This window comes from Thiomicrorhabdus sediminis, from assembly GCF_005885815.1.
GTDB lineage: Bacteria > Pseudomonadota > Gammaproteobacteria > Thiomicrospirales > Thiomicrospiraceae > Thiomicrorhabdus > Thiomicrorhabdus sediminis.
Map to the genome: position 1 here is coordinate 2,263,053 of NZ_CP040602.1, position 19,910 is coordinate 2,282,962.

Here is a 19,910-nt window from a genome sequence, read left to right on the forward strand (position 1 = left end):
ATTAAACTTTTAGATTACCCAGTCAGATTTTTTGCAATCAACTTGACTTGAGCACCCGACTAACATGTGAATTTCTAACACCGTTTGCCCATACGAACTTAGGCCTAAACATAAGTCGGTATACAGCAAGCAGCATAAAAAAGATCAAGCCAATAAACATCTCCCCGAGACTCCATAACTTTAATTTTTCCGTCGCATCCGTCAAATTCAACTGTGATTTTTTCTGATCAAAAACACTTTGATCACAAGATATCGTATTGGCATAAGGAATGAGCGCAGAACCATATTTTTCGAGATAATGAAGAACTCCCAGATAGCATTCGACTTTGTCTACGCGTTGTTCATCGACGGGGACGTTATATGTCTTCTGAATCCAGGCAGAAAATTCCGCTTGGTGCTGATAGTAATTTGTATAAAGACTGTGAACAAAAATGCCTAGCATCAACCCAACAAACAACAAAACGCCTAAAAAGATTTTCGACAATAGGCTTTGATTGTAAATTTGTTCGAATTCTTCTCGATCTGGAATATTGCCGCCTTGTTCACGTTGCAGCAACGCTCTTCTCTGTAATTCAGCTTGAAGAGTGATTACAGCCGTAAAAAGAATGAGCACAAAGATAAAAAGTCCTAAAAACTGAATCAGAAATACATTCATTCAAACCTCCCCATACAACACGAAACCACTTGAATCATAACTGAAACCGAGGCATTTATAAATAAAAAAATAAAACTGTAACCACTTGTTTTAAATACAGTTTCTCAACGCGAGCCCAGATTTATTTTAATTCTCAGTGAGAGTGATTTTTAGATGTTATTAAAAGGTGTTTTTTACTGCAAACCGACGGTTTTAAGAGACAGTAATTCATGGAAAAGGGCACTGGGTGCTTGTGCTACTGCTAACAATTAATTGGATGTTTTAACAGGAGCATTGTCGTTTTGTGCATATTCTTGTATCAAGTAACCACTAATTATCGACGCAAATTCCCCTCTCATTGGCGATAACAATCCAGTTATTGCCGTTACTTGTTCTCCACTGGTTGCCATTTCAAATTCCCAACTTAAGGCCATAAAAAAGCCACTCAGTTGAAAGTGGCTTTAAAGAAGTAAAACTTATTTTTTTCTTAACTTTCGCATTGACTCTCCTTTGAATTCAATGCGATATGAACCTCCTGTTATCCTATCTAAAATTGCGTCAGCAGCGGTTGGATTACCAGAAGATAAATAGTCGTGCCATTTACTCATAGGTAACTGGCTGGTGACAATTGTCGATTTAGTTGTTGATCGGCTATCGATAATTTCTAGCAAATCTCCTCGTCCTTGGGTATTAATTGGTGAAACACCGAGATCATCAAGAATCAGTAAATCGACCTTGGTTAACTTTGCCAATTTTGAATGGAAAGTTCCGTCCACATGAGCTAATTTGAATTCCTCAAGTAAAATTGGAAGTCTCTGAAAGCTAACTTTCAATCCTTCTCGACAAGCTTTTTCACCAAGAGCACAAGCTTTCCATGTCTTCTCTGTACCAGCGGGTCCTGTCAGAACAAGATCAATTCCATGCTTTAGCCATTCAAGATCTTTTAATCCTTCCACCATTGGGCAAATAAAAGAGACACCTTGTAAGGCTATATCCTGCTTTAATGACGTCACCAACAATAAAAGCCGTTTCAATTGGCAAAACCTAATTTGAATAAAAGTCCGTGCGTGTCATCAACTAAGCCATCAGAGACATCAATGCGACCAGCGACATGGCTTGAATCATCGTTGCTCAACATCCACTGCGTTGAGCATCCCCGAGTAAATTCAACACTGAGATAAGGCAAAGTTTGGGAAAAATTATGAACAATCAACGATTCATTATTGATTTTTTAAACTGCCACAAAGTAATAAATAGCTCACATTTGATGAATACACTTTTCATAGTCTGCTTCTATTTACACTTTGAGACAGTTATTTCATCACTTCAATTAAAAATTCTTTACTCATCTTGAATGAGGCATATCCCTTTCATCCATCATTTGGCCTTGACTGTGAGGCATATTTCCTTCATCCATCATTTGGCCTTGGTCACGAGGCATATTTCGTTCATTCATCATATGCTCTTGTCCAGGAGGCATTCCTCTTAAAGGCACTCCCCTCTGCTTTGCCCGCTCTTCCATTCTCATATGATTTAAACGTAAAATTTCCTCTCGTTCTTCAGGAGTTTTAGCGTGCTCCATTTTATGCTGATGCTCCCTCTTTTCTTCAGGGGTCATTAAATGCCAGCCAATTATATGGTCACCATCCATGGACTGAATAGCATGTGTCCGTGGATATGCATGATCCGATGCTAATGCATTACCGCTTAGTAAGCCTAAGCTTCCAGAGACAACTAGAATAATTAAATTTTGTTTCAACATAACATTATCCTCATAAACAGGTTGCTTTAGACATCTAAAATTGACCAACACAACCCTTAATCGGTCACTAAAAATAGTTTTAGATGGATCAAAACTTTGATATAAACCTCCTTTATTGATAACTACATTTATTAAATCTTTACTCTTTTTAACCTTAATGCATTGGCGATTACAGATACAGAACTAAAACTCATCGCTGCCGCTGCAATTATTGGTGAAAGCAGCAAACCAAAGAAGGGGTAAAAAACTCCAGCAGCAATCGGAACACCAGAAGCGTTATAGATAAAAGCAAAGAATAAATTTTGGCGGATATTCTTCATCGTAGCGCGGCTCAATTTATGCGCTCTTACAATGCCATTTAAATCACCTTTAACCAACGTTATAGTGGCGCTCTCCATTGCTACATCGGTTCCCGTTCCCATAGCGATACCTACTTGTGCTTGGGCTAAGGCCGGCGCATCATTCACACCATCCCCTGCCATGGCAACAACATACCCCTCATCCTGAAAACGTTTTATCCAATTCGCTTTATCCTCTGGTAACACCTCCGCTTCAATTTGGTCGATGTTGAGCTTACGACCCACTGCATTTGCCGTGTCTTGGTTATCTCCGGTCAACATCACAACCTTTATACCTTCCGCATGAAGTGAATTTATCGCCTCTTGCGTTGTGTTTTTGATCGGGTCAGCCACAATCAACATTCCGGCAAACACTTCATCAATTGCAACAAACATCACGGTTTGACCTTGTGATCGATAATCCAAAATAGCTTTACTTAAATGACCGAGTTCAATATTGATGGATTCCATAAATTTTTGATTACCAATCGCTACAGTCTGACCATTAACATTGCCCGATACCCCTTTACCTGTAACAGATGAAAAATCTGAGACTGGACTGAGCTTTATTGCTTCCTGCTCTGCTGAATCTACAATTGCTTCTGCCAATGGGTGCTCACTTGCTCTTTCCAAACTAGCCGCAAAATGCAAAACCTCCTTTCTTTGATAGCTTGATTCCACTTCCACCGCAACCAACTTGGGTTTTCCCTCTGTAAGGGTGCCCGTTTTGTCCACAACCAATAAGTTAACCTTTTCCATCATCTCTAAGGCTTCTGCATTTTTGATGAGTACTCCGTACTGTGCACCAAGTCCAGTACCCACCATAATAGACACAGGGGTAGCTAACCCCAGAGCACAAGGACAAGCAACAATCAATACTGTAACCGCACTCACTAATGCATAGGCCAAACTCGGATCTGGACCAAACGCCCACCAAGCAAAGAAAGCAACAATTGCAATGATTACAACAACAGGAACAAAATAAGAGGAAACGATATCCGCTAAATTTTGGATAGGGGCTCTAGAGCGCTGTGCATTAGCGACCATCTCAACTATTTGAGAGAGCAGAGTATCCTTCCCCACTTTTTCAGCCTTCATTAACAAGCTACCGGAGCCATTAATCGTCGCACCAATCAAATTATCATTAACGGACTTTTCAACGGGAATGGGTTCCCCACTGACCATCGACTCATCTACGAAACTCTTTCCTTGAGTCACAAAGCCATCTACGGGCACTTTATCTCCCGGTTTGACTCTTAAAATGTCACCAACTTTGATCTCAGTTAATGCCACTTCTTTTTCAGTTCCATCCTGCTCTAATCGCCAGGTCGTATTGGGCGCTAAACCTAATAACTTTTGGATTGCTTGATTGGTTTTTGATCGAGCTTGCAATTCGAGAACCTGCCCTAACAGAACCAATGCGGTAATCACCGCTGCCGCTTCGAAATAAACATGTACCAAACCAGCTTGAGACTGCATATCAGACGGGAAAACATGAGGAAGAAGTAGCGCAACCACGCTATAGGACCATGCAACGCCCACGCCAATCGAGATTAACGTGAACATATTTAGGTTCCAGGTTTTTATAGAATTCCATCCCCTAACAAAAAAAGAAAGCCCTCCCCAGATCACTACAGGAGTAGCTAAAATGAACTGAACCCACTGAATCTGACGAACATTTAAACTAGCAGGTAAGGTTTCAGGAAATAAATCCATCCACATTGCCAGAATAAATACGGGAACAGAAAATAAAGTACTAACCCAAAAACGACGTTTCATATCTTTGAGTTCAGAAGCCTCCCCTGTACTTTCAGACAAACCAGTCAGGATGGGCTCTAGCGCCATTCCGCATATCGGGCAGTTACCTGGATGATCTTGCACAATTTCATGATGCATTGGGCAGGTATAGCTCACCGGACTGCTATTGGAAATACTTGCTGATATCCTTTGTTCAGAAAGGTATTTTTCTGGATGATGAATAAACTTTTGTTGGCAGCTCTCACCACAGAAATAAAATGTCTGTCCTTGAAAATTATGAGAATACTTATCATCACGAACCCTCATTTCACATACAGGATCAATGAATGTTTTTTTTGTACTTGATCGCTGAGACGTCATCATAATTTTCCCCTCATCTATCTGTGCTAACTGGTTTTAAATCACGCATTACTTCTAAGCAATTAAGAGAGAAGTGTTTTTTTCTGCTCCTCAAACTCTTCTTTTGTAATCTCTCCTTTTGCATAGCGCTTTTTTAATATTTCAAGAGCCGATTCTGAATCACCACGTTGCTGAAAAATCACCTTGAGGCCTATAAGTACTAATACAATTAAAATTAACCAGAATATCCACATATGCCCTCCCATAAAGTTCAGCATAGACTCGTCATAAAATTCCATAAAGCAACTCCCCATAGTTGATACATTTAAGCTATTGACCTACACCACAATAAATTGCCCCATCATTCCCGCATCTTCATGTTCCAAAATATGGCAATGGTACATATAAGCATCAGATGAACTTGAATATGGGCCTGTTGGCAACAAAATTTTTACCGTTTCATCCTTATGAACGGTTACAGTATCTTTTAATCCCAATTCCCATGAAAGTGGAGGCTTTCCATTTCTTTCAAGCACTTTGAATTGTGTGTTATGTACATGAAAAGGATGGTGCATCATGGAAGGGTTTTGCAGTTCCCAGATTTCAAAGGTGTTTACTTTGAGTGTTTCGTTAACGACATTCATATCCCAGCTTTGCCCATTGATAGAGAAACCGCCGTTACCAAACATCATTTGAGGACCCATTTGCATTTCTAAATTCATTTTTCGAGTTTGGGCGACTGCTTGATTAGACCAATCTGGAAGTGGAACAAGCTGGCTAAGAGTTTTAGCTTTAACCCGTTCCGAGTGTCTAGGATCGATATGCATTAAATCGAATGTTTGATCTAAGTTTCCACGATCCATGCCTCTCATCATACCCATTGATAGGTTTCCGTAACCTTTAATTGTACGCAGAGATATGGACTTTCGATCAGATAAATCAACAATGATTTCCGCTCGTTCAGATGGTGCCAAACGCACTCTATTAGTCGTGATGGCTTGGCTCAAAAGGCCGCCATCAGTGGCAATTAATTCAAATGGTCTTAAATCAGAAAAAACCAGGTCATAAAATCTCGCATTAGACGCATTGTGTAGGCGGAGGCGAATGCGGGTTTTCTCTGGTTCCAGTACAGAGTTAGCAACTCCATTAACTAGCATTACGTTACCATGCATTCCTTGCATTTTATTCATGCGCTGATTGTTGTAGTAGAATTCTCCTGCTTCATCAAATGAACGATCCATTATGATGACAGGATAATCATCAACGCCATATTCATGCGGTAGGTTTAATGCTTTATCACGTTCCTCATCAATAATTTGCATTTGTCCGCCAAGGCCCTTCCAGACTTGCACACCGGTTTTATGGTGAGTATGAGAGTGATAAAAAAGAGTGGATGGTTCATTAATCACTTTCCATTCAGCATTCCAAGTTTTGTTAGGTGCAATTTCTTGATGCGGGCCTCCGTCCTCACTAGCCGGCAGAATCATCCCGTGCCAATGCAATGCAACAGGTTCATTGAGTTGATTATTGACTTGCATTTGTATGGTTTGCCCTTTTTTCATTTGAAGGACGGGGGCAAGGAATGGTTGGTTGATACCTAATGTCTGAGTTGTCGTGTCAGGCAGGATGCGAGTTTCACCCTGCTGTATTTTTAATTTAAAGACCTGTTTGCCATGATCACTTTCGCCTCTTTCAACAGGTGGTAAATTGAATGTACGCAATGGAAATTTTGCGGTTAAAAATTCTGTGTCGGCAGAAGGTTGAGCACTTATTCCAGAACTATTTAAGCCTGTTAAAATGCCTGCTGCTGTAGCAAAGCTCTTAGTAATAAAGTCACGTCTTTTCATAGTGTTCTCCTTACTTTAGGCCGCCACGGCTCAGCCAAGCCTGATAAATTTCGTCTGACCAAAAATTTTGGAAATAAGCAATCGCTTGCAATCGCTCTGTTTGCGATAATTTATCTTTGAATCCCGGCATAGTGCCTCCCAAAGGAATGCCACCATAGACAATGGTACGATTGAGAATTTTTAAAGGGTGATGCCAAGCGTGCGCGGAACCATTTAAAGGTGGTGCTGGGTATTTGCCATTATCCAGAGTTTGTTTCCAATCTTTCACCAGACCTTGTGCCTGATCTCCGTGGCATGCTGCACAATTGGCTAAGAATACTTTTTTACCCATTTGTACATCTGTAGTTGAATACCATCGTTTTGTTGTTTCTTTTTCAGAATAAACGGTACTGTTATTAGCACTACTAGTATCATTTTCGGATGATTTCGATTGTGTGTTTGTATCTGTACAAGCAGACAATAAAGAAGTACTTAAAAGAATAAACAAGTATTTCATACAATTTCCTTAGACTTGTATAAGTTAAGGAAGCTTTAGTTTTTACAGCCTCCTTAACCGAATAAAAAATTAGAACCAGAAACGAACCCCAGCGACTAAGCTGGTTTCTTGTTCCTTACCGCCTTCAGCCTTGACATAGTCTGCTGTTGTGCCAAAGAATTGGTTGTAGGTCAAACCAATATAAGGCGCAAATTTACGGGTGATTTCGTAACGCAGACGTAAGCCTATATTTAGGTTGGATAACCCCGAACCTGTGCCCATTTTTTCGTTATCAAAAGAATATGCACTTAGCGCAATACTAGGCGTTAAAATCAGCTTTTGAGTGAATAACGCCTCATATTCCGATTCTAAACGAATCCCCAGGCCATCAGAGTTTGCCAATAAAAGCGCATTGGTTTCAAAGAAGTAGGGAGCAAGACCTTGCAGACCAATAGCAGCCCAGGTTTGGTTGGCTTCAGGTGCCGTGTCATAAGCCAATCCCAGTTGTAAATCCCAAAACTTTTCTACGGGTGTTGAATACAGCAGTTGGTTTTCAGATTCGTTCTGCCCTTGAACGCTTTCACCTTCGGACTTGAGGTATAGCTTATGCCAGTCTTTACCTACCCATGCGCTTGCCGCCCAACCTGTCGGGTTGTTTTCCTGATTGCTTATTTCCAGGTTATCCACGATTAAAGAGGCCAGTAATGGATCTCTTTCGCCGCCCGCTTGGGCAATCCCTGTTATCAAAGTTGTTGCAAAAAATGCTTGAATCAAAATAGAAACTGGTTTTTGAATTAGATTTTTCATGATTTCATCCCTTTTATTTCACCGGTTATCGAATTTGTACGCGTCTAAACATGCCCATCATGTGATAGAGCATGTGGCAGTGGAATGCCCAATCGCCTCGCGCATCCATCGTCACGCGGTAACTTATTTTCGCGCCCGGTTGTACGACTATCGTATGTTTTCTCGGAATATGATTTTCATCCCCGGTTTCTAAATCACTCCAGACACCATGAAGGTGCATAGGGTGATTCATCATCGTATCGTTAATAAATGTGATACGAATTCGTTCACCGTATTGGAACTTTAACGGCGGTGCTTCATCAAAAGGAATACCATCAATCGACCACATATAACGCTCCATATTCCCTGTTAGGTGCAGAACGAGTTCTTTGCTTGGTTTTGGTTCATGACGGGTCGGGTAGAGGTTTTTAAGGTCGGCATAGGTCAGAACCCTGCGACCGTTATTACGCAACCCTACGCCGGGATCATCCAAACGATACTTGGCCCCCATAGCACGCATATCAATTTGTGGCCCCTCTTTTCTAGGCACCTCTATTTGTGGAAGTTGAGGATTCATATCCATTGGAATCACAGCTGAATCCAAATCAACATTCATTGCCTGTGCATTGTGAGAGTGTTTGGAGTGGTCAACGTCACTTACATCCATGCCCATTTTCATTTTTTCCATCGCTAACGCGTGGCTGTAATCAGGGGTTTCATGTGCCATTGGCGCATTATGATCGGAATGACCATCAGAGTGATTATTCATCGAATTCATGTCGTGTCCCGAGTGATCCATGGTGTTATTATTCATTGAACTCATATCGTGACCGGAGTGATCCATAGAACTGTTGTTCATTGACTCCATATCGTGACCGGAGTGATCCATGCTGTTGTTGTTCATTGAACCCATATCGTGACCGGAGTGATCCATCCCCATATCGGTCATGGTTAGAATCGGTAACGGATCCATTTCGGGTGTCTCAGCAATCTGATTAGCATCCGTAGTTAATGAACCGATGGCATAACCTGTACGGTCAATGGATTGTGCAAAAATGGCATAAGCTGTTTGTTTTGAATCCGGTTCGACGATTACGTCATAGGTTTCTGCCACACCGATTCTGAATTCATCCACCTCTACAGGTTGAATGAGGTTCCCATCGGCAGCAATGACCGTCATTTTTATCCCAGGAATGCGAACATCAAAAAATGTCATCGCGGCGGCATTAATAAAACGTAGACGAACTTTTTTGCCAGCCTCAATTTGTGCACGCCAGTGAGCGTTAGGAGATAAGCCGTTCATCAGATAGGTGTAGGTTGCACCGGAAACGTCAGATATATCGCGATCTGTCATTTTCATGGTGTTCCACATTTTTCTATTTTCCCAAGCTTTGGCAAAGCCAATTTCGCTGACTTCGTTAAAAAAGTCACCAACGGTTCTCTGACCAATATTGTAGAAATCTCCCATTTTTTTCAGGTTGGCATAGATGGTCTCTGGTGCAGTATCAGACCAATCAGAAAGCTGTACAATGTAGTCATAATCCGATTGCACAGGTTCACTTTCTTTGGGAAGGATGACAATTGCACCGTATACGCCAGTCTGTTCCTGGTATGCGGAGTGGCTGTGATACCAGTAGGTACCCGTTTGCTGAATCGTAAATTGATAGGTATAGGTCTCGCCTGGTTTTATGCCATCAAAACTGAATCCAGGAACACCGTCCATATTGGTTGGCAAGATGAGACCATGCCAGTGAATAGACGAATCCACATCCAATTCGTTTTTTACTCTTAAGGTGACGGTATCGCCTTCTCTGAATACCAATGTAGGGGCTGGAAGTGAGCCGTTGACCAAGGTTGCCACACGTGTTTTACCGGTGATATTGACACGTTTTTCTGCAATGGTTAAGTCAAACTCGGTCCCACTTAAAAGAGATTGTCTTGGGTAAAATTTCTCTGTGTTGTTTGAGATAAACTCATTGTTGGCTAGAGCTCGGGGAATTTGAGCCCCCAGAGCAGCCGCTGTCGAGGCTAAGGTAACGCCTTTCACAAATTGACGACGTGATAGTTGATTATTTTGAATATTAGTCTTCATGACCTAACTCCTTAAAAACAAAAGTAAAAAATTACAATTCAATGTTTTAAGGCGAAAGCAGAGTTTTTGCTAAACGATATTTAGGTATACGTTTAGGTTAATCTTAGGTTTCTCGCCTTGTTAGGCGATAGAGGAAGGTGGAGGGGTTTCAGGTTTAGTGAAACGTGTATTGAATTCGAATACTTGCGGTTCAACGTTAGAAACAACAGTAGTTTCATTAAGCCCAGCAGGATTAAGATTATTTAGATAAATTGTTGAGCTGTGAAGAGAGAGACACAAAACATCGACACAAGAATCTGTGCAGCAACTCTGAACATGCGTCACGTCACTATTAAAATGCATACATCCAACGTCTTTAGGCATATCTTGCATATTTGTATGCATCATTTGCATTTGCATTTTTTCCGCGCCATTAATCATGGACATATCTATCCCAGCCCATGCTGAACCAGCAAGGCTTTGAATGAGAAATAACATGATTAGGAACTTTTTAAACATGATGTCATCTGAGTTATATGTTTATTATTAAATTCTAATACTACTCTTTTTGATTTAATAATCAAGAGCTTTAAACGTAGCATTCTGCAACAGGGCTCTTTTAGTTTTGTTAAAGTCTAATAGTACTAGGCTCCTAATCATAGTTGAACATGAACAGCCTGTTTATGCCGAGTAAAACCAACAATATCGATCAGTTATATAAAATTGCTCAGAAATCTCACGTCCGTAATCCCCTATATTTTTATTTACAGATGAGAGCTAATTGAGTTCAAAGTGTAACCAAATAAATAGCAATAGGTGGGGAAATTAAAACAGCAAACTCTGGATACCTCAATGCAGCAATACTATGTGCCTTTAAACGCTAATACTCAGTTTTGGACAAAAGAGTATAAAATACGTGAAAGTGCTTCAGTTTGAGGTCTTATTTATCAGATGAGGCATTCATCCGCCAGAAATGGTTCCTAGCACGGTTTGGGAATTAAAGAGATTACTCAAGTCTTCTAAAAAGCACTTAGCCAGTATTGGCAAGGGCTTTTTCTTTTTTGACTGAATCTTTTGAATCGCAGTTTCAAGTAATAACTGCAATTTTCTAAATTATGCTGCAAGTAAATCTACTTGCAGCCCCATAAATAATTCATTAGGTGTCTTACCACCTCGAGTTTTTCGAGGTCGGTTGTTTAATCGTTCCATGACCATTTGAGCTTGCTCTATTGTGACATCTCGCAAGTCTGTTCCCTTTGGAAAATACTGATGTATCAGTCCATTGGTGTTTTCGTTAATCCCTCTTTCCCAAGAAGCATATAGATGGGCAAAATAAATATCAGCTTCCTGTGCTTTGGCCATCTGTTCATGTTCTGCGAACTCTTTGCAATTGTCGTAGGTTACGGTCAATACTCGTTCTTTCAAGGGGCTTAACACCTCAATCGCTGCCTGTTTAAGTTGCTCGGCGTTTTTACCTTTTAGTGGCACAATCACCGTGTAGAGTGTCTTGCACTCCACTAGTGTCAGTAGTGCGCCTTTATGACCCTTACCGATAATCGTATCGCCTTCCCAATCACCAATACGCGATTTTTGTTCCACGATTTTAGGACGCTCGTCAATCGATACTCGATTCACAATCTGACCTCTTCGGTCATACTTACCATAACGCTTACGGTAGGGCTTATTCGCGATGCGTAAGTATGTATGCAAGGTGCCATTATTGGCTTTATCTCGGTAGAAGTATTGTTACATCGTTTCGTGATGAAGTTTCAAACCACGATGCCTTTCGAGATAATTTGAAACCTGTTCAGGGCTTAAATCCTGCTCTATCAATGTTCCTATCCAGTTTTGTACTTCTGTTGTCAGCTTGATATGTTTCTTAGCGGTACATCGACGTTCTTCTGCCAACCTATGAGCCTGCTGATGTCGATAACCTCTCATTCCTTTATTGCGTTTTAACTCGCGACTGATGGTTGAGGGATGTCGATCAAGGTTACGTGCAATAGCTTTTTGTGTAAAACCTTCTTTCAAAAGTCCATAAATCTGGTATCGTTCACCTTCAGTCAATTGGGTATATTTCATGTGCTAATCTCTTGGTCGGGAAAAGCCAATGAGTTTACCTCAACTGGCTTTCCTTTCTAGATTGCACTTATTATCCGAAACTGCGAATTAAATTTGGCAGATAAAATGCTTCTAGTGTTATCAGGCCTTACCAGAAATTGATTGGCTATCTAGGGCGACTCCAATAAAAATTTTTATTTTTTAAAAAATTGCTGTTATAATCCTGAATTGAATAGACAAATGATATTTATTGCGTCATGTTGAAAATTAATTCAAATACAAAAAAATTAATTGCCTTAATCTTAGCTACGCAGCTATTATTGGCGATGTTTTTTGCCAATTTTCATCTAGGCATGACAGAACATGAGTTTGGCGAAAAATCGCATTACCATCTTTCACTAAACGACCATAATCATCACCAAGATACTGATTATTTCAATGCTATAGCAGAATCATTCTCACATGAACACCATCATGCAGGTGAAATACACATTCATCTTAATCTTATTGCATCAACCAGTTCAGTTCTAACTCCTCTAATCCCGCCTAGCTCGGAAGTAATCCCTTTATTGACTTCTGAAATCGGTTCATTTAGCCATCAACCTCTTTTGCCACCTCCAAACGCCTGATTTCATAACAAAACACACCCTTGCCAAGACTGAATAGTTTTAGGTTATAGCGTTTATAACTTAATTAATCAGCATTTCATTCAAGAGCACAACAGAGCTTTGCTATTTGTCAAAATAACGACAATCAAGGCGGCTTAATGCTCATGGCAAAAAATACTAATTGTTAATTATGAGGCCGTTATGAAAACGAGTTCGTTTAGACCCACGTTATGGAAAATAACTGTGGTCTTATCTGTTTGCTTATGCTCAAAATCAGCTCTAGCGATTGAACCTTTAAGCGATATAACACTTAAGCAAGCTATAAAAAATACTTTAGACAATAATCCGGAGTTAAAAGAATATCCCTTTAAAATTCGCTACCAGAAAGCGCTTTCTAGACAAGCGGAAATTAAGCCTACCCCCCAAATTTCTCTAGAAATAGAAAATATTTTGGGCACTCAAAACTATTCACTAGGTGAACAAAGTGAAATAACGCTAACTTTGAGCCAAAACTTTGAGTTGGGCGAGAAGCTTTTCCATCGTTTAGCTCTTTCTCAGTCGAAGGAAGATAGCAATCACCTTGAATTTGAGCTTGCCAAGCTAGATATAGCTGCAGAAACAAGTCGACGTTTCTATGAAGTCGTCTATCTTCAACAATTATCGAGACTAATCAACGAGAATCTTTCTAAACAAAAGTTACTTTACAAAAAAATAAATAGATTGGCCCAAGAAGGCATTGCAGATCCCGTAGATCAAAGCAGGATTAAATTACTGCTTAAACAATCTAATCACCATTTATTGTCAATCTCTAAACAAAATGACTTAGCCAAAATTCGTTTAAGTGCCATGTGGCAGAGTGATATTGACTTTGATAACGCTGTTGGTCTTTTTGATAGCAACTTTCATACACCTTCGAAAGCAGGTTTACTCAATAAAATTGAAACCTCACCTTCTCAGCTCCATTATTTAGCACTTCAACGGATGGCTGATAACAACCTAAAGCTTGAGAAGGCAAAAGGGGTTCAAGACATAACTTTTGGAGTTGGCATAAAACACAAAAATTCTGATGCAGCGCAAACTATTAACTTTGGCATGTCTATGCCTCTTGCATTCAACAATCCTAATCAGGGCCGTATAGAAGCGGCAAAAATTAAGTTACAAGAAAGTCGTACTCTGCAAAAAGAAAGTACACAAAAACTTAAATTAAAAATAACTGAATACTGGATGTCCCTGAAAAATATAGAGGCCTCGTTACAAGACATCGATAGCCAGTTGGTACCAGAATCTGAAAAGTTACTCACAACAAGTTTGGCCGCTTATCAACGCGGTACTACCTCACTATTACAGGTAATGGAAGCACAACAAATTTTGTTTGAGCTTAGAACAAAACAGCTTGATCTCAATAAGCAAAGACAACTTGTACTGCTTGAAATTGAACGGCTTGTTGGTACGCAACCTATTGCGCAATAGAAAGGAATTAATATGAATTTAAAATCGATACTACTAGCAATCTCTTTTGCTACCGCTGGCGCAACGGGATATGCGTTATATTCACAACTTCAGCATCACGATAATAGTACAGACAATCAAAATGACGTTCATGGAGAGCATTCAGGCCAAAGTGAGCATAATGATGATGTGCACAGACAAGATAATGAAACCGAAATGGTGGAAAAAAAAGGGAAGCATGGAGGCAAGCTGCTGTCTGATGGAAAATTCTCGATCGAAGTGACCATTCATGAAGCAGGCGTTCCACCGGAAATGAGGGTCTATGCATATGAAAATGGTCAACCTATTGATTTAACACAAGTTGAACTTTTCATCACATTGGATCGCCTCGGTGGTAAGCAAGAGGTTTTGAACTTTAAGCCTGAAAAGGATTACTTATTGGGTAGTCAGGTTATTGCTGAACCTCACTCATATGACGTGAAAGTTTCAGCTCAATATGCTGGCAAGCTATATGAATGGGAATATGAAAGCCATGAAGGGCGAGCTTACATTTCGGATCGTTTGTTTGCTGAATCAGGTATGCAAACAGAGGTCGTTGGATCACAAACCATTAAGCAAAAAAGAGAACTTTTTGGAATTATTGTGGTGCCTCAAGATCAGAAAACAAGAGTATTTTCACCGTACCCCAGTAAAGTTAAAAAAGTGCACGTAAAAATTGGGGATGAAGTTCAAAAAGGGCAAATATTAGCGACCTTACAAAACATTAAAACATTGCAGACATATACGATAAAAAGCAGTACTAATGGCCTGATCAGCAACCTGTGGTCAAATACTGGCGAAATCGTTCAAAACGATCCTTTAATGCAAGTGTCAAATCTAGACAAGGTATGGGTTGAACTATCCGCTTTCCCGAAAGACATCGCGCGTTTAAACGTAGGACAAAATGTCGTGGTTAAATCCTTGGATGAGGCTCACCAAGTTTCAAGCACGTTGGACTATCTATCACCGACGATGACTGATGGTCATATCGCACGCGCTAGAACGGTGATTGATAATTCTTCAGGTTATTGGAAGCCTGGAATGCATATTAAAGCGCAAGTGACCGTTGGTGAAAAAAAGGCCCCCCTTGCTATTAATCAAAAAGGTCTGCAGAGTTTTAGAAGCATGCCCGTTGTATTTGCAAAATACGGTAATGATTATGAAGTGAGAATGCTTGAGCTTGGCGAAGAAGATGAGCACTACATTGAGGTACTGGGAGGGATAGAACCCGGCACTGAGTATGCCACTGAAAACAGCTTTTTAGTCAAAGCAGACGCGTTGAAAAGCGGCGCGTCTCATGACCACTAAGGAGCTGCTGAAATGATACATTTTTTAACAAAGTTCTCTGTAGAGAAACGTTGGTTGATTATGATGTTCACCCTGTTACTGGTTGGATTAGGAATCTATAACGCACAAAAACTTCCTATGGATGCCGTGCCTGACATTACTAATGTTCAGGTAATGATCAATACAGAAGCGGATGGCTTCACCCCATTGGAAGTTGAACAGCGCATCACTTTTTTAGTTGAAACAGCGATGTCCGGTATTCCTAATTTAGACTATACTCGCTCACTTTCGCGATATGGCTTGTCGCAGGTAACGGTCATTTTCAAAGAAGGTACAGACATCTACTGGGCCAGACAGCAAATTAGTGAACGTTTACAACAAGTCAATCTGCCACAAGGCCTGAAACCGTCAATGGGACCGATAGCAAGCGGATTAGGAGAAATCTTTACCTATGCTATCGTTGCTCAAGAACAGGCCAAGAAACCGGATGGTTCCAATTACACCGCTGAAGATCTGAAAATCATCCAAGATTGGATTATCCGACCTCAAATGGTTAAGGTACCAGGGATAACTGAAATCAATACCGTAGGTGGTCATGAACGTCAGTATCAAGTTGCACCAAATCCCGAGAAGTTACTCGCCTTCAAAGTGACGCTTGAACAAGTAATGGATGCTCTCTATAAGAACAACCAAAACATAGGTTCAGGTTATATCGAGAAGAATGGTGAGCAATGGTTAGTTCGTTCTGCAGGGCAATTAAAAACGCTGGAAGATATTGAGAATTTAACGGTGGCAAAACTTGATGATGCCCCTGTAAATTTAAAAGATGTCGCTACCGTTAGCATTGCTAATCCGCTTCGAACGGGTGCTGCGACTTTAAATGGTCAAGAGACGGTGTTGGGAACAGCTTTCATGCTACTGGGTGAAAACAGTCGAACGGTAGCTAAAGCGATTGCAAACAAACTGGAAGAGGTTAACTTAAGTTTGCCTCCCGGTGTGGTTGCAGAGCCTCTTTATAACCGTACTACACTGGTTGATAAAACTATTGCAACAGTAGAAAAGAACCTTTTCGAAGGTGCGGTTTTAGTTATTGTTATCCTTTTCCTGTTTTTAGGAAATGTTCGTGCCGCAATTATCACTGCTTTAATCATTCCGTTGAGTATGTTATTTGCCATATCTGGCATGGCTGCAAACCGAGTATCTGGAAACTTGATGAGTCTTGGCGCAATTGACTTTGGGTTGATTGTTGATGGTGCGGTCATAGTGACAGAAAATGCACTATTACGGCTAGGACAACAACAGAAAAAATTAGGTCGATTACTCAGCTTGCAAGAACGGTTTGAAGTCATTATCAACAGCACTCGAGAAGTATTTCAACCAGCGGTATTTGGTGTTTTCATCATCATGCTTGTTTATATCCCGATATTCGCTCTTAGCGGTGTTGAAGGCAAAATGTTTGAACCTATGGCCTTTACCGTTGTTGCCGCATTGATGGGTGCTTTAGTACTGACTGTCACCTTTATTCCCGCAGCAATTGCCATTTTTGTTAAAGGGCAAGTTCAACATAAAGAAAACCTGATTATGCGTGGCGTACGACGAGGTTATTCTCCACTTCTTCGCATGGCAATAGACGCTCCTGTAGCCGTTGTTATGTTAGCCAGTTCAATTGTGATTTTGGCAAGCATGCAGGTTAATAAAATGGGCGTTGAGTTTATGCCTCAACTAGATGAGCATGACATAGCGCTACACTCCTTAAGAATTACTGGAACAGGATTAGATCAGTCTGTTGAAATGCAACATGTGCTAGAAAAAAACATTACGAAACTGCCAGAAGTAAAGTATGTTTTTGCCAAGATTGGTACCCCAGAAGTCGCCACTGATCCTATGCCGCCAAATATCGCGGATACGTATTTGATTCTCAAGCCTAAATCCGAATGGCCTGATCCAAATAAAACAAAAGCAGAGTTTGTTGGTGAATTACGAGAAATCATTACTCAGGTTCCGGGAAACAATTATGAAATCACTCAACCTATTGAGATGCGTTTCAATGAATTGATTTCCGGTGTCCGCTCTGATGTTGCGGTTCGTATCTATGGCGATGACTTGGATACATTGGCACAAGTTGGTGAAAAGACAAGCAAAATGCTTCAAGGGATTGCAGGTGGAGAAGATGTTCGTGTGGAATCGACCGAAGGGTTACCTCTTATTAACATTGAACCAGATAGAGAACACTTGTCTCTAATTGGTCTCAGCATTGCCGATTTACAAAATTCGGTACAACTTGCAATCAACGGTCAGCAAACGGGATGGATCTATGAAGGGGATCGACGCTTTAAATTAGTTGTCCGTCTTGACGAAACTTATCGTACAGATCCACGCGCTATCGAGCGTTTGCCAATTCCTATTCCAAACTCAGACAATCAAGAGCTGAAATATGTGCCTTTAGGAGAGGTCGCCGAGGTTCAAATCACAGAAGGCCCAAGTAAAATCAACCGTCAAAATGGCAAACGTAATATTGTCATTACAGCCAACGTCAGAGATCGTGATTTGGGTAGTTATGTCGAAGAAGTTAAATCTAGTATTCAGGAAAATCTAATATTACCTTCAGGTTACTGGATTGAATATGATGGTACTTACAAACAATTACAGTCTGCTCAAGAACGACTTTCTTGGATTATTCCGTTGGTTTTATTGATGATTTTAGGTTTGCTTTATAACGCCTTTAACTCAATGAGAGATGCTTTAATTATCTTTACTGCAATTCCACTGGCTTTGAGTGGAGGTCTCTTTGCTCTGGAATTGAGAGATATGCCTTTGTCACTTTCGGCCATGGTTGGTTTTATTGCGCTATCAGGAATAGCGGTTTTGAATGGTGTGGTTTTACTCTCCTTCATTCGACAGTTGCGAGATAAAGGTCTTGACCTATTAACCGCTATTCAAGATGGCGTTTCGCAACGCTTAAGACCTGTGTTGATGACAGCATTAGTTGCTAGCCTTGGTTTTATTCCTATGGCCCTCAACTCAGGTGCAGGTGCCGAAGTGCAAAAGCCGTTAGCAACAGTCGTTATTGGCGGCATTATGACCTCAACATTACTGACTTTAGTTGTATTACCTGCCTTATACCAACTCGTTTACTCTTTTAAAAAAATTAAACTTACAAAATAAACAGGAAAAATAAAAAATGTTACAAATAAATACTAAACAAATATTTAAAGCAATGTTTCTTTTCGCAAGCACAATATTAATTGCTACTGGTTGCGCCAATACTGCGGTTAAAAACCAAAATGATATACATATCTTAAAAGTAAACTCTTCTAAAGCCAAAATCCTTAATGCGGAACTCTTCCAGTTGGGCGATAAATGGGTCTTGAAAGGTCGAATCAACCGCCTTCCTTCCTATAGAGGGCCAACTTATGGACATTTGCATATTTCTGTTATAAATCATCAGGGAAAAACTTTAACAGAGCATGATGTGAATTATATGAGAGAGAGTCGTAATTCAATTACAGCTAGCTTTAGGAAGGAGTTAACAATTAACTTAGCAGCTAACAGCACCATAAAAATTACTCATTTCCCAACAAAAACTCATTAAAAACCTTCCTTTGATTGCCTTATTCACAGGCAATCAAAGGAACAAATAGATTTTGTGCAAAATAACAAGCTATTTGGTGCTCTACAAGTAAAATACACTGATAATTTCAGAGATTATTTCACTTCTCGAGCTTGCCACTCTGGATAACCTTCAATCAAACGTTGGGCCTCATACCCCTTTGCATGTAGGGTTTCGATAGCCTGCTGTGACCACATACAATAAGGCCCACGACAATAGATGATGACCGGTTGCTGCGGGTTCAGCTGAGAAATACTTTTTGGCAATTCATCAATAGGTATATTGATAGCACTGGGAAGATGTCCCGCTGAAAATTCGTCCTGTGGGCGCACATCAAGCAATGTAAAAGGCTGATCGGAGAGTTGCATTTTTTTTAAAGCTTGCAAAGAAATAGGTTCAAACGGTGTATCTGGCTTGATGTGTTCGGCTAATAATGACTGCATTTCTTCCAGTTGGGTTTCAGCAACCTCTCGAAGGCTTACAATTAAGCGAAACACAGAGTCGTCACTTAAGGCGTAAATGATGCGTAGACCTTCGCGACGGTTTTTTACCAAACCAGCCTGCTTGAGATTCTGTAAATGCTTCGAAACATTGGCAACACTCAGCCCCAGTTTTTGATGGAGAGTATCTACATCGCACTCACCCTGTGTAAGTATATCCAGAATCATCAGACGATTAGCTTGACCCAAGGATTTACTCACCTGTGCAAGTTGCTCAAATAAATTGCGTTTAAGTGGTTGAGATGACATTGTTCAAAATTCTTCTATACATAGAAAATTCATTCTATATGAAAAAACGACAGTTACACCATCTAAATGATGTGTAATGCCGGATTGCTGTGAGTCG

General features: G+C 40.4%; 16 protein-coding genes and 1 pseudogene. 5 read left to right on the forward strand and 12 right to left on the reverse strand.

Annotated features, from left to right (window positions below; all coding sequences use genetic code 11):
- Positions 1 to 37 precede the first annotated feature (37 nt).
- The 11 genes and pseudogenes from FE785_RS10245 to FE785_RS10295 all read right to left on the reverse strand — a co-directional run bounded on the left by FE785_RS10245 (position 38) and on the right by FE785_RS10295 (position 12,092).
- Complete coding sequence (locus tag FE785_RS10245) at positions 38 to 655, reverse strand: hypothetical protein (RefSeq protein WP_138565652.1); 618 nt, start codon at positions 653 to 655, stop codon at positions 38 to 40.
- 455 nt (positions 656 to 1,110) lie between these two features.
- The gene (locus FE785_RS10250; RefSeq protein ID WP_202978305.1) at positions 1,111 to 1,668 is read right to left on the reverse strand and encodes an ATP-binding protein; all 558 of its coding nucleotides are present in this window, start codon (positions 1,666 to 1,668) and stop codon (positions 1,111 to 1,113) included.
- Between the two features lie 311 nt (positions 1,669 to 1,979).
- Positions 1,980 to 2,396: a hypothetical protein gene (locus FE785_RS10255; protein WP_202978306.1), complete on the reverse strand. Its 417-nt coding sequence runs from the start codon at positions 2,394 to 2,396 to the stop codon at positions 1,980 to 1,982.
- 131 nt (positions 2,397 to 2,527) lie between these two features.
- Positions 2,528 to 4,855, reverse strand: coding sequence for a heavy metal translocating P-type ATPase (locus FE785_RS10260; RefSeq protein ID WP_238696266.1), 2,328 nt, complete (start codon positions 4,853 to 4,855; stop codon positions 2,528 to 2,530).
- Between the two features lie 59 nt (positions 4,856 to 4,914).
- Entirely contained in the window at positions 4,915 to 5,130 is a 216-nt protein-coding gene (locus FE785_RS10265) for an SHOCT domain-containing protein (protein WP_138565653.1), read from the reverse strand.
- Between the two features lie 39 nt (positions 5,131 to 5,169).
- Positions 5,170 to 6,678, reverse strand: a complete 1,509-nt coding sequence (locus FE785_RS10270; protein ID WP_138565654.1) for a multicopper oxidase family protein — start codon at positions 6,676 to 6,678, stop codon at positions 5,170 to 5,172.
- Between the two features lie 10 nt (positions 6,679 to 6,688).
- Positions 6,689 to 7,174, reverse strand: coding sequence for a c-type cytochrome (locus FE785_RS10275; RefSeq protein WP_138565655.1), 486 nt, complete (start codon positions 7,172 to 7,174; stop codon positions 6,689 to 6,691).
- A gap of 69 nt (positions 7,175 to 7,243) precedes the next feature.
- Positions 7,244 to 7,960, reverse strand: coding sequence for a copper resistance protein B (locus tag FE785_RS10280; RefSeq protein WP_138565656.1), 717 nt, complete (start codon positions 7,958 to 7,960; stop codon positions 7,244 to 7,246).
- A 25-nt stretch (positions 7,961 to 7,985) separates the two neighbouring features.
- The gene (locus FE785_RS10285; RefSeq protein ID WP_138565657.1) at positions 7,986 to 10,031 is read right to left on the reverse strand and encodes a copper resistance system multicopper oxidase; all 2,046 of its coding nucleotides are present in this window, start codon (positions 10,029 to 10,031) and stop codon (positions 7,986 to 7,988) included.
- A gap of 120 nt (positions 10,032 to 10,151) precedes the next feature.
- Positions 10,152 to 10,508 (reverse strand): hypothetical protein, encoded by a 357-nt coding sequence (locus tag FE785_RS10290; protein WP_138565658.1) that lies wholly within the window; start codon positions 10,506 to 10,508, stop codon positions 10,152 to 10,154.
- Between the two features lie 615 nt (positions 10,509 to 11,123).
- Positions 11,124 to 12,092 (reverse strand): annotated as a pseudogene (locus FE785_RS10295) (IS30 family transposase).
- A gap of 236 nt (positions 12,093 to 12,328) precedes the next feature.
- Between FE785_RS10295 and FE785_RS10300 the strand changes: the two are divergent.
- The 5 genes from FE785_RS10300 to FE785_RS10320 all read left to right on the forward strand — a co-directional run bounded on the left by FE785_RS10300 (position 12,329) and on the right by FE785_RS10320 (position 19,046).
- Complete coding sequence (locus FE785_RS10300; RefSeq protein WP_138565659.1) at positions 12,329 to 12,700, forward strand: hypothetical protein; 372 nt, start codon at positions 12,329 to 12,331, stop codon at positions 12,698 to 12,700.
- A 180-nt stretch (positions 12,701 to 12,880) separates the two neighbouring features.
- Complete coding sequence (locus tag FE785_RS10305) at positions 12,881 to 14,149, forward strand: TolC family protein (RefSeq protein ID WP_138565660.1); 1,269 nt, start codon at positions 12,881 to 12,883, stop codon at positions 14,147 to 14,149.
- 12 nt (positions 14,150 to 14,161) lie between these two features.
- A complete protein-coding gene (locus tag FE785_RS10310; protein ID WP_138565661.1) occupies positions 14,162 to 15,475 on the forward strand; it encodes an efflux RND transporter periplasmic adaptor subunit in 1,314 nt (437 codons plus the stop codon).
- Between the two features lie 12 nt (positions 15,476 to 15,487).
- Positions 15,488 to 18,619: an efflux RND transporter permease subunit gene (locus tag FE785_RS10315; RefSeq protein ID WP_138565662.1), complete on the forward strand. Its 3,132-nt coding sequence runs from the start codon at positions 15,488 to 15,490 to the stop codon at positions 18,617 to 18,619.
- Between the two features lie 16 nt (positions 18,620 to 18,635).
- Positions 18,636 to 19,046: a hypothetical protein gene (locus tag FE785_RS10320; protein WP_138565663.1), complete on the forward strand. Its 411-nt coding sequence runs from the start codon at positions 18,636 to 18,638 to the stop codon at positions 19,044 to 19,046.
- Between the two features lie 113 nt (positions 19,047 to 19,159).
- On the opposite strand, the gene FE785_RS10325 is transcribed toward FE785_RS10320, so the two are convergent.
- Positions 19,160 to 19,813 carry an ArsR/SmtB family transcription factor gene (locus FE785_RS10325; protein WP_138565664.1) on the reverse strand — a complete coding sequence of 218 codons (654 nt, stop codon included), beginning with the start codon at positions 19,811 to 19,813 and terminating at the stop codon, positions 19,160 to 19,162.
- Between the last annotated feature and the right edge of the window lie 97 nt (positions 19,814 to 19,910).